The 11,519-nt window shown below is 73.0% G+C and carries 8 protein-coding genes; 6 read left to right on the forward strand and 2 right to left on the reverse strand.

The window, feature by feature from the left end; all coding sequences use genetic code 11:
• The first annotated feature begins 359 nt into the window (after window positions 1-359).
• The 6 genes from BIV04_RS06765 to BIV04_RS06795 all read left to right on the forward strand — a co-directional run bounded on the left by BIV04_RS06765 (window position 360) and on the right by BIV04_RS06795 (window position 9,327).
• Entirely contained in the window at window positions 360-2,039 is a 1,680-nt protein-coding gene (locus BIV04_RS06765; RefSeq protein WP_083396232.1) for an ABC transporter substrate-binding protein, read from the forward strand.
• A complete protein-coding gene (locus BIV04_RS06770; RefSeq protein ID WP_255364191.1) occupies window positions 2,036-3,199 on the forward strand; it encodes an ABC transporter permease in 1,164 nt (387 codons plus the stop codon). Before BIV04_RS06765 ends, BIV04_RS06770 begins: the two co-directional genes overlap by 4 nt.
• On the forward strand, window positions 3,196-4,227 hold the full coding sequence (locus BIV04_RS06775; protein ID WP_255364192.1) for an ABC transporter permease: 1,032 nt from the start codon (window positions 3,196-3,198) through the stop codon (window positions 4,225-4,227). The genes BIV04_RS06770 and BIV04_RS06775 overlap by 4 nt, the downstream gene beginning before the upstream one ends.
• The gene (locus BIV04_RS17410; protein ID WP_255364193.1) at window positions 4,224-6,449 is read left to right on the forward strand and encodes an ABC transporter ATP-binding protein; all 2,226 of its coding nucleotides are present in this window, start codon (window positions 4,224-4,226) and stop codon (window positions 6,447-6,449) included. The genes BIV04_RS06775 and BIV04_RS17410 overlap by 4 nt, the downstream gene beginning before the upstream one ends.
• 167 nt (window positions 6,450-6,616) lie before the next feature.
• The gene (locus BIV04_RS06790; protein ID WP_071255498.1) at window positions 6,617-8,671 is read left to right on the forward strand and encodes a CocE/NonD family hydrolase; all 2,055 of its coding nucleotides are present in this window, start codon (window positions 6,617-6,619) and stop codon (window positions 8,669-8,671) included.
• On the forward strand, window positions 8,668-9,327 hold the full coding sequence (locus BIV04_RS06795) for a TetR/AcrR family transcriptional regulator (RefSeq protein ID WP_071255383.1): 660 nt from the start codon (window positions 8,668-8,670) through the stop codon (window positions 9,325-9,327). The genes BIV04_RS06790 and BIV04_RS06795 overlap by 4 nt, the downstream gene beginning before the upstream one ends.
• 17 nt (window positions 9,328-9,344) lie before the next feature.
• On the opposite strand, the gene BIV04_RS06800 is transcribed toward BIV04_RS06795, so the two are convergent.
• Together BIV04_RS06800 and BIV04_RS06805 are read right to left on the reverse strand one after the other, a co-directional pair.
• Window positions 9,345-10,655 carry an ABC transporter permease gene (locus BIV04_RS06800; protein WP_071255385.1) on the reverse strand — a complete coding sequence of 437 codons (1,311 nt, stop codon included), beginning with the start codon at window positions 10,653-10,655 and terminating at the stop codon, window positions 9,345-9,347.
• The gene (locus BIV04_RS06805) at window positions 10,652-11,347 is read right to left on the reverse strand and encodes an ABC transporter ATP-binding protein (protein WP_071255386.1); all 696 of its coding nucleotides are present in this window, start codon (window positions 11,345-11,347) and stop codon (window positions 10,652-10,654) included. Before BIV04_RS06805 ends, BIV04_RS06800 begins: the two co-directional genes overlap by 4 nt.
• Window positions 11,348-11,519 lie beyond the last annotated feature (172 nt).

An 11,519-nucleotide genomic window follows, 5' to 3' on the forward strand; every position in this document is an offset into this window, starting at 1 on the left:
GGCCGTCGCGAGCGCCAGTCAACGCCCGGGCGGGCCGGGGTGCCCCGGCGGGCCGATCGAGTGGTCACAAAACGTCCTTCGTCGGGCGGGGAAGGACGTTTTCAGACCACTCGACCGAGACGAGCGCGCGAACCCGAGGAGGTGCGGGTCGCGTCGGCGAGGCGTCCTCGTGTAACGAGTGGGTGAAGACTGCAGCCCGTGCACGCTGCGGTACGAGCACGCCCGCATCGGCGGCGGGGCGCGGAAAACCGGGGATGCGGGGAGTCGCCGACCCGCGCCTCCGGGGCTCCGGCGAACTGGCCGCCGCCGCACATCTCCCTTATCGTTCACCCGAACGATAAACGGAAGGCCATCCCCGCATGACACCGATCGTCCCCGAACACCGACACGCGCTCAGCCCGGCGCGAGGTGCCGACGGCAGCGCAGGCCCGAGCCGCGCGGACCGCAGCGCCGACCGCGGCGCAGGCCCGAGCCGCCGCACCGTCCTCGCCGGCGCCGCAGGACTCGCCGGCCTCGGTCTGCTGACCCTCGCCGGCTGCACCCCCGCGCGCAGCACCCCGACCATCCCCGAGGCCGCCGCCACCGGCACCCCGCGCCGCGGCGGACGCCTGCGCATCGCGCGCCCGGCCGCCTCCGCCGCCGAGACCCTCGACTCCGCCAGCTCGCTCTCGGCCTACGAGTACCTCGGCGCCCTCTACAACCGGCTCGTCAAGCTCGACGACGCCGGCGTCACCGTGCCCGACCTCGCCGACGACTGGTCCGTGAACGCCGACGGCACGAGCTGGACCTTCCGCCTCCGCGAAGGCGTCCGCTTCCACGACGGCCGCCGCTTCACCGCCGCCGACGCCATCTACTCGATCGAGCACATCCTCGACCCCGACACCGCCTCACCCCAGGGCGAGGTGCTCGCCGCGATGATCGGCCCCGGCGGCATGACCGCCGTCGACCCGCTCACCCTGCGCTTCGACCTGCTGACGCCGAACGCCGAGTTCCCCTCGCTGCTGACCGCGTACCAGTGCTACATCGTGCCCGAGGGCAGCGCCGACCCCAGCCAGGGCGGCGGCATCGGACGCACGGGCATCGGCACCGGCCCGTTCCGCCTGTCGAGCTTCGAGCCCGCGGGCACCGGCAGCGTCGAGGCGTTCGAGGACCACTTCGCCGGCCGCCCGGTGCTCGACGGCATCGACTTCTTCTCGATCCAGGACACCACCGCCCGCGTCAACGCCCTGCTCGCCGGCCAGATCGACCTGATCAGCCAGACCAACCTCGACTTCGCCACCGCCCAGGTCGTCAGCGCCTCGGCCGGCGCCACCGTCGCCCGCGCACCCGACGCCCAGTGGTACACGATCCCGATGCTCGCCACGAGCGCCGAGTTCAGCGACCCGCTCGTCCGCCAGGCCATGAAGCTCGCCTACGACCCGCAGGCCATCGTCGCCACCGCACTGCAGGGCACCGGCTCGCCCGGCTGGGACAACCCCGTCCCTCCGTCGCAGGCCGTCTGGCTCGACGACCAACGCGCCTACGACCCCGACCAGGCCCGGGCCCTGCTCAAGCAGGCCGGCCGCGAGGGGCTCAAGACCGAGATCTACACGTCGAGCTACGAGTCGGTCTTCACCCCGATGGCGGTCGCCTACCGTGACGCCGTGCGCGACGCGGGCATCGACCTGACCGTGCGCAACGCGTCGTCCGACTCGTACTACACGCAGATCTGGATGCAGAAGCCCCTCATGGTCAGCTACTGGTTCACCGGCCGCCCGATCGACCAGCTGCTCAACCAGATCTTCCGCACCGGCTCGTCGTACAACGAGAGCGCCTGGTCGAACCCGACCTTCGACGGTCTGCTCGACGACGCCCGCGCCGAGATGGACGACACCCGCCGCATGACGCTCTACCAGGACGCCCAGCGCATCGTCGTCGAGGACTCCGCCGACATGACCCCCATGTTCGGCGACCGCCTCGTCGGCCTGTCACGCGACGTCCTCAACTACCGCGAGTTCGGCTTCGAGTTCGACTACCTGCAGATCGGACTCCGCGCATGAGCCCCACACCGACCGCCGGCGGCACGAACGGCCGCGGCACGAACGACCCCGCCGTCACCCGACCCACCCCGCCGAGCGCCACCTCCGCCGAGGCCCGAGGGCGGGCGGCCACGCGCGCCCTCGAGAAGGAACTCTCCGACGGAGAGCCGACCCGCGCCTCCTCGTCCGGCGGCCCGGGCGCCACGAGTCCGATCGCCGCGACCCTGATCGTCGTCGCCCGCCGCGTCGGCACCGCCCTGCTCACCGTGCTGCTCGCCTCGTTCTTCGTCTTCTTCGCCGTGCAGGCCCTGCCCGGCGACGTCGCGCAGCAGCTGCTCGGCCAGGACGCCACCCCCGACGCCGTCGCCGCCCTCCGCGAGACGCTCGGCCTCGACCAGAACGTGTGGGTCCGCTACGGCCAGTGGCTGGCCGGCGCCGCGCACGGCGACTTCGGCGTCTCGCTGGTCAGCGGCCTGCCGGTCGGCCCCGACCTGCTGATCGCCTTCCGCAACAGCATGCTGATCGCGCTGCCCGCCATGATCGTCGGCGTCACCCTGTCGCTGACCCTCGGCGTCATCGCCGGCGTGCGCCGCGGACGCCCGAGCGACCACGCGATCTCGCTGATCAGCCTGGTCGTCATGAGCGTGCCCGAGTTCATGGTCGCCACGGTGCTCGTGCTGCTGTTCGCCATCGCGCTGCCGATCTTCCCGGCCGTCGTGCTGCGCGGTCAGGACGCCACGATCGCCGAACTGCTGCCGAGCATCTGGCTGCCCGTCATCGTGCTGACCCTCGCCATGGCCGCGTACATCGTGCGGACGGCCCGCTCGTCGACGATCGACGTCATGGCGAGCGAGTTCGTCACGACGGCCGAGCTCAAGGGCCTGTCGACACGCCAGGTCGTCTGGCGTCACGCCGTGCCGAGCGCCCTGCTGCCGACGCTCAACGTCGTCGCGCTGAACGTCGCGTGGCTGCTCGGCGGCGTCGTGGTCGTCGAGAACGTCTTCAACTACCCGGGCATGGGCAAGCTCATGCTCGAGTCCGTCTTCAACCGCGACCTGCCGACGATCCAGGCGATCGCGGTGGTCAGCGCCCTCGTCTACGTGGTGTGCAACCTCGCCGCCGACCTCATCGCGCTCGCCCTCGACCCGAGGCTGCGCACCCGACGGAAGGCCCGCTCATGAGCCCCGCACGCGACAGGACCGAGCACGGCAGCACCGAGCACGGCGGCACCGGCCACGGCACCGCCGAGGAGGCGCGGGTCGCCACGACCGCGAAACCCGCCACCCCGAACGCGCAGGTCGCCGGCCCCGCATCGGCCGGCCCCCAGGCCGCGGGCGGGTGGCCGAGGCGACTGCGCACCAGCGCGACGTCCCTGACCAGCAGCCTCAGCGCCTCCTCGGCCCTGAGCATCGGGCTGGCCCTCATCGCGCTGCACGTGGTGCTGGCGCTGCTCGCCCCGGTGCTGACGGGCCACGACCCGGTCGCCACCGACTCGGGAGCCGCCCTGACCGGCACGAGCTGGGCGCACTGGCTCGGCACCGACCAGTACGGCCGCGACATCCTGTCGCGCACGCTCAACGGCGGCCGGTACGCCCTCGTCGTCACGTTCCTCGCGACGACGATCGCGGTCGGCATCGGCACGGTGCTCGGCTGCGTCACCGCCTACGCCGACAACTGGTTCGACGAGGTCGTCATGCGCATCGTCGACGCCCTGCTGAGCGTGCCGTCGATCCTGGCGCTGCTCGTCGTCGTCACGGTGTTCGACTCGGGCCTCTGGGTGATCGTGCTCGCCGTCACCGTGATCTACGCGCCGGCCGTGACCCGCGTCGTCCGCGGCGCCGCCCGCACCGTCATCACGCAGGACTACGTGACCGCCGCCCGCGCCCGCGGCGAGAAGCCGTTGAGCATCGTGTTCCGCGAGATCGTGCCCAACGTCACCGACGTGGTGCTCGTCGAGTACGCGATGCGCGCCTCCTGGATCGTGCTGCTCATCTCGACCCTGTCGTTCCTCGGATTCGGGGCCAACCCGCCGACACCCGACTGGGGACTCATGGTGCAGGAGAACCGCACCGCTCTCACCGTCGTCCCGTGGGGCACGCTCGCCCCCGTCGTCGCCCTCGCCACGCTCGTCATCGGGCTCAACCTCAGCGCGGACGGGCTCAGCAAGTCGCTGGGCGTCGACCGCGCGCAGAAAGGGGCGGTCTCGTGACCGAGTCCCTCAGCAGCAGCAGCAGCAGCGCCACCTCCACCACCACCGCAGGAGGCGCGGGTCGCGTCCTCGACGCCGCCACCGACCCCGTCGTCCGCGTCGACGACCTCTCCATCTCGTACGCCGCCGGTCGCCGCGAGGTGCCGGTCGTGCGGGGCGTGAGCTTCGAGGTCGGCGCCGGACGAGCCCTCGGCCTCGTCGGCGAGAGCGGCAGCGGCAAGTCGACCGTCGCCCGGACCCTGCTCGCGCACCTGCGGCGGGGCTCACGGGTCGTGTCGGGCAGCGTGAGCGTCGCCGGAGACGACGTGTTCGCCCTCGATGAGCGGGCGCGCCGTGCCCTGCGGGGCGGCACGGCGGCCCTCGTCGCCCAGAACGCCGGCCAGGCGCTCACCCCGTCGATGCGCGTCGGACGCCAGCTGCGCGAGGCGCTCGAGAGCCACGGCCTGCCCGGCGGCGACGACCGCGTGCTCGAACTCGTGCGACACGTGCGCCTGCCCGACCCCGAGACCATCGTGCGGCGCTACCCGCACCAGCTGTCGGGCGGACAGCAGCAGCGCGTCGCGATCGCCATGGCCATCGCGGCCCGACCGAAGCTGCTCGTGCTCGACGAGCCGACCACCGCCCTGGACGTCGTGACGCAGTCGGCCGTGCTCGAGCTGATCCGCGACCTGGCGGTCGAGCTCGGCATGGCGATCGTGCTGGTCAGCCACGACCTCGGCGTCGTGTCGACCATGGCCGACGAGATCGCCGTCATGCACGAGGGCCGGATCGTCGAGCACGCGCCGACCGCCTCACTCTTCGCGGACCCGCAGCACGAGTACACCCGCGAGCTGCTCGCGAGCATCCCGCGCGTGCACGCCGCCGCCACCGCACCGCATTCCGTGCACGGCACCGCGACTAGTCCGGGTGTGCAGCACGAAACGCGGCGCGACGCGCGGGACGCACCCGCAGGAGGCGCGGCGCAGGACCCGGGGACTGCACCCGGCGCCGCGCCCGGCGACGGGGTCACGGCCGCTACCGCACCGCGTTCCGTGCACGGCACCGCGACTAGTCCGGGTGTGCAGCACGAAACGCGGCGCGACGAGCGCGACGCACCCGCAGCACCCGCCGCACCCGCCGCACCCGCCGTGCACGCCGCACCCGCTGCACCCGCAGGAGGCGCGGCGCAGGACCCGGGGACGGCACCCGGCACCGCGCCCGGCCAGGGGGTCACGGCCGCCACCGCACCGCGTTCCGTGCACGGCACCGCGACTAGTCCGGGTGCGCTGCACGAAACGCGGCGTGACGAGCGGGACGCACCCGCCGCAACCGCGGGAGGCGCGGCGCAGGACCCGGGGACCGCACCCGCCGCGGGGCCGGTCGTCACGGCGAGCGACCTGGTCGTCCGGTACGGGCGCGGCCTGCCCGCCGCGGTCGACGGTGTCTCGTTCACCATCGGCCGCCGCGAGACCCTCGCCGTCGTGGGGGAGTCCGGCAGCGGCAAGTCGACGCTCGCCACGGCCCTCGCCGGGCTGATCCCCACCGAGTCGGGCCGGTTCGCCTTCCACGGCGCCGACGGGGTCGAGAGCGACCTCACGCGACCCGTCGCCGGGCGCACGGCGACGCTGCGCCGGTCGATCCAGCTGATCTTCCAGAACGCCGACACCTCGCTCAACCCCCGCCGCACCGTCGGCGCCGCCATCGCCCGACCGCTCAAGCTCTTCACCGGCGAGTCGAGTCCCGAGCGCGTCGCCGAACTGCTCGTCGAGGTCGGCCTGCCGCCCGAGTTCGCCTCGCGCCTGCCCGCCCAGCTCTCGGGCGGCCAACGCCAGCGCGTCGGCATCGCCCGGGCGCTCGCCGCCGGGCCCGAGCTGATCATCGCCGACGAGATCACGACGGCTCTCGACGTCCGCGTGCAGGCCGGCGTGCTCGACCTGCTCGCCGGACTGCGTGACGAGAAGGGGCTCAGCTGCCTCTTCATCAGCCACGACCTCGCGGTCGTCCGCGGCGTCGCCGACCGGGTCGCCGTGATGACCGGCGGCCGCATCGTCGAGGTCGGCCCGACCGAGCGCGTCTTCCGAGGCCCGAACCACCCGTACACGCGCACCCTGCTCGACGCCACGCTCGACCCGGGCACGACCGAGCTGCCCGACGTCGGCGACGCGCGCCCGCGCTGGCGGGACGCCGACGGCTGGGACGACCACGGCGACGGACACCACGTGAAGCGCTGGGAGGCGATGTGAGCACGAGCGGCACGACCGGCATCGCACCCGGGGGAGACGAGCGGTGGGACGGCGAGCGCGACCCGCGCCTCCTCGGCGACCCGCGCCTCCTGCAGGAGCCGGCCTGGGCCGGTGCGGGCCGCACCCTGGGTGCCCCGCGGCCCGACCTCGCCGAGACCCGGCGGCCGGTGTCCGACCGTCCCCGGGGCAGCGGCCCGCTCGAGGTGCAGGTGCGCGACGAGTGGGTGCCGCTGCCCGACGGGACGCGGCTGCACGCCCGCATCTGGGCACCCCTGGTCGACGAGCCGGTGCCGGTGTTGCTCGAGTACCTGCCCTACCGGCTCGACGACTGGACGGCCCCGCGCGACAGCGAACGCCACCCCTGGTACGCCGCGCACGGCTACGCGTCGGTGCGGGTCGACATCCGCGGCACGGGGTCGAGCGACGGCCTGTTCGACGACGAGTACTCCGAGCAGGAGCTCGACGACGGCATCGCGCTGATCGAGTGGCTCGCTGCGCAACCCTGGTCGACCGGCGCGGTCGGCGCGTTCGGCATCTCGTGGGGCGGCTTCAACGCGCTGCAGCTGGCCGGGCGGGCTCCGGCGGCGCTCAAGGCGATCGTCACCGTCTGCTCGACCGACGACCGGTACGACAACGACGTGCACTACATGGGCGGTGCCGTGCTCGGCATCGACATGGCGTCTTGGGGCGGCACGATGTTCGCCTTCAACTCGCGGCCACCGCGGCCCGAGGTCGTGGGCTCCGACTGGGTGGCCCGCTGGCGGGAACGCCTCGAGCACAACCGTCCGATGACGACGACGTGGCTCTCGCACCAGGAACGCGACGACTACTGGCGGCACGGCAGCGTCTGCGAGGACTACTCGTCGATCACGGCCGCCGTCCTCGCCGTGGGCGGCTGGGCCGACCCGTACCGCGACGCCGTGCTGCGACTGGTCGAGAACGTCGACGCGCCGGTCAAGGGCATCATCGGACCGTGGTCGCACCAGTACCCCGACCGCGGCTTCGCCCCCGGCCCGGGCATCGGCTTCTTGCAGGAGACCCTCCGCTGGTGGGACCGCTGGCTGCTCGACTGCCCCAACGGCGCCGACGCCGAGCCCGCGCTGCGCGCCTGGATCAACGACTCCGAGCCGCCGGCGACCTACTACGCCGAGCGGACCGGGCGGTGGGTCGCGGCGTCCTCGTGGCCGGCTCACGAGACCGAGGCGCGTACCGTGCCTCTGGACTCGCTGCGCGGCGGGGCGGACGGCCCTGTCGTCGTGCGCTCGCCGCAGAGCACCGGGCTCGACGCCGGGCGGTTCTTCCCCTTCGGCAACGCGACCGACCTCCCGCCCGACCAGCGCGCCGAGGACGGCCGCTCGGTCTGCTTCGACCTGCCGGTCGACTCCACGCTCGACGTGCTGGGCAGCGTCGTGGCGGACCTCGCCGTGACGAGCGACGTGCCCGACGGCACCGTGATCGTGCGCCTGTGCGACGTCGCCCCCGACGGTTCGTCGACGCTCGTGACCCGCGGCGTGCTCAACCTCAACAAACGGAACGGGCGCGACCGCGCCGACGACCCGATGGAGGCGCGGGTCGAGCAGGTCGTGCGCGTCGCCCTGGTCTCGACCGGGCACTCCTTCCCGGCCGGCCACCGCCTCCGGATCGCCCTGTCGAGCGCCTACTGGCCGTGGGTCTGGCCGCACCCGGTCGAGGCGACCCTCACGGTCGACCCGGCGCGCAGCAGCGTGACGCTGCCGGTGTGGACGCGCGGGCCCGGCGACGGGACGGCGGAACATCCGGTCGACGACGGCGTCGCGTTCGAGGCACCCGAGCGGGCCGAGCCCCTGGCGATCCGCGCCCTGCCCTCGGCGTCGGACCTGCCGCAGCGCAGCGTGTCGCACGACGTCGGCACCGGCGAGTGGGTGCTCGACGTCGACCCCGGCTACGGCGGCGGGCGTGAGTACCCCGACGGGCTGGTGTTCACCGAGGACAGCCGCGAGACCTACCGCATCGTCGACGGCGACCCCCTGTCGGCGTCGGCCGAGTCGCGCTGGGCGATCGGACTCGAGAAACCGACCTGGAAGGCGTGGCTCGAGACCACGTCGCGCGTCACGGCCTCGGCCGAGGCGTTCCGCGTCGAGAACACCGTGCGCGCCTGGGCCCGGGACGGCGGACCCGACGCCGAAACGGTGCTCGTCGCCGACCGGACCTTCGACGAGCTCGTGCCGCGGACGTCCGCATGAGCGGCGTGAGCCGCGCTGGCGGCGTGAGCGGCGCTGGCGGCCTGGGCGGCACGGGAGTGCGACAGAAGCCGGTCGTCCGGCGGGCGTCGATCGTCGAGGCGGCCCGCGAGGTGATCGTCCGCGAGGGCATGGGTGCCACCCGCCTGCGCGACATCGCCGCCGCGGCCGGGGTCTCGATCGGCACCGTGACGTACCACTTCGACGGCGTCGCCGAGATCCTGAACGAGGTCGTCGTCCTCGAGACGGCGCGGTTCTACTCGTCGATCATCGAGGCGGTGGACGCCGAGTCCGACCCGGTGGTCGGGGTGCGGATGCTCGTCGAGCCCCTGTTCGCCGACACCGACGCGACCGACGAGCACTGGCGGCTCTGGTCGGACTACTGGACCGCCGTGGCACGCAAACCCGCGGTCGCCGCCGAGTACGTCGAGCGCATCCGCGTCTGGGAGGCCTGCCTCACCCGCACCCTGCGGCGCGGGGTCGAGCAGGGACGCTTCGCGCCGGAGGACCCGTCGGCGCTCGCCCTCAAGCTCGCGGCCTACAGCGACGGCCTCGCGACCCAGCTCGCCCAGAAGGCCCCCGGCCTCACGCCCTCGCTCGCGCTCGACTGGATGTGGACGCTGCTGGAGCACGAGACCGGGGCGTCCTTCCGGGGCTGAGCCGCGCCTCCTCGTCGTCACTCGTAGCGGAGCGACTCCACCGGGTCGGCCTTCGCGGCGCGGGCGGCGGGCAGCGTGCCGGCCAGGAACGCGATCACCATCACCACGACGATGATCAGGGCGATCGACACGGGGTCGAACGCGATCAGCGTCAGCCCGGGCAGGTTCGACAGCAACGACCCTGCCAGGGCCGCGCTGGCGAGGCTGCCCGCGATCATCGCGATGCCCACGCCGATCGCGCTGCCGAGGAACCCGATGAACGCGGCCTCGAGGCTGAACAGGCCGAACACCTTGCCGCTGCCCATGCCCATGGCCTTCATCAGGCCGATCTCGCGGGTGCGCTCCTGCACGCTCATCAGCAGCGTGTTGACGATGCCGAAGCTCGCCGCGAGCAGGGCGATGATCGCGAATGCGTTGAGCACCAGCACGATGCCGTCGATCACCGTCGTGAAGGTGCCCAGCTGGTCGGCGACGGTGGTGCCGGTGTAGCCGGCGGCCGTCAGACGATCCTTGAGGTCGGTGACCTGCTGGTCGGACGCGTCCGCGGCGAACCGCACCGTGGCCTGCGCGTAGCGGTCGACCTGGTCGGCGGGCAGCCCGACGTTCTGCGCGTCGAACAGGGCCGTGCCGAGAGCGGCGTTCGGGGTGACCGACGCGCCGGCGGGCGACGCGATGCTCTCCTCCGCGACGCCGACGACGGTCGCGGTGACCGTGTGCTGCGTGCGCGTGGCGTCGGTCACGGCCAGCGTGACCGGCTGACCGACGGCCGCTGCGTCGTCGCGGTACCCCAGCGGCCCGACGTAGGACGTGGGGATCGCCACCTGCAGGTCGGCGTCGTCGTCGTCGGGCTGGGCACCCGCGGTCAGGGTGAGCTGCTGCCCGGGGACGAGCGCGCTCGCCGACACGACGTACTTCGTGCCGCTCTCGCCCTCGACGTAGTCGGTCGAGAGCGACTGGGTCGGCTGCACGTCCAGCACGCCGTCGACGCCCTCGAGGGTCGTCACGTCGTCCGGGGTCAGGGCGACGACGGTCGACCCCGGGGCACCGAACCCGCCGGCGGCGACGGTGTCGGGGTCGTACTCGGTCGGGCCCGAGCCGCCCACGCTCAGACCCTGCGCGTCGTCGGAGGCCTTCGTGACCGTCATGGTGTCGGACGAGCCGACGGCCGAGACCGTGTCGTCGATGTAGGCGTTGATGCCGGTGCCCAGCCCGCTCGTCAGCGTCAGCGTGAACGCGCCGACGAAGATCGCCAGGATGGTCAGGATCGTCCGCGTCTTCGACCGGAACGTGTTCGAGACGGCGGTCGACAGCAGGTCGGTCGTCTTCATGCGGCCACCTCGGCCTCGTCGTCGACGATCAGCCCGTCGCGGATCACGATGCGCCGGTCGCAGCGCGCCGCGAGCTCCTCGTCGTGGGTCACCACGATCAGCGTGATGCCGTTCTCGCGGTTCAACGAGAACAGGATGTCCTCGACGACCGCCCCGGTCGCCGTGTCGAGGTTGCCCGTGGGCTCGTCGGCGAAGATGATGCGCGGATCGTTCACCAACGCCCGCGCGATCACCGTGCGCTGCTTCTGACCACCCGACAGGTTCAGGGCCTTGTTCTTCGCCTTGTCGGCGAGCTCGAGCTGCTCGAGGGCCGCCAGCCCCCGGCGACGGCGCTCGCCGCGGGGCACTCCCGCGATCTTCATCGGCAGCACGACGTTCTCGAGCACCGACGCGCTCGACGTCAGGAAGAACTGCTGGAACACGAAGCCGAACGTCTTGTTGCGCGTCCGGTTCAGGCGCCCGCCCTTGAGCGTGCTCGTGTCGACGCCCTCGAGCTCGACGGTGCCGGTCGTCGGGGCGTCGAGCAGGGCGAGCACGTGCATCAGGGTCGACTTGCCCGAGCCGCTCTTGCCGACGATCGCCACGCTCTCTCCCTCGGCGATGTCGAAGCTCACCCCCTTGAGTGCCTCGAACCGGTTCGGGCCGCGCCCGTACGAACGGTGGACGTCTCGGACCGAGATGATCGGCGCCATGGTGCTCCTGTCGCTGACGGCCCGGTGTCTCCGGGGCCGAGACCCACCCTCGTGGGCCGCGCCGCCCGGGGCGTCCCCCCACCGCGGACACCTGCCCGAGCGCCCGTACCGCGACCGCGGTACGCGACGTCGGACCACAGGGGGACTCGGCCGCCGGCGTTCCAGGGCACGA

It is taken from the genome of Frigoribacterium sp. MCBA15_019 (genome assembly GCF_001864945.1).
Taxonomy (GTDB): Bacteria; Actinomycetota; Actinomycetes; order Actinomycetales; family Microbacteriaceae; genus Frigoribacterium.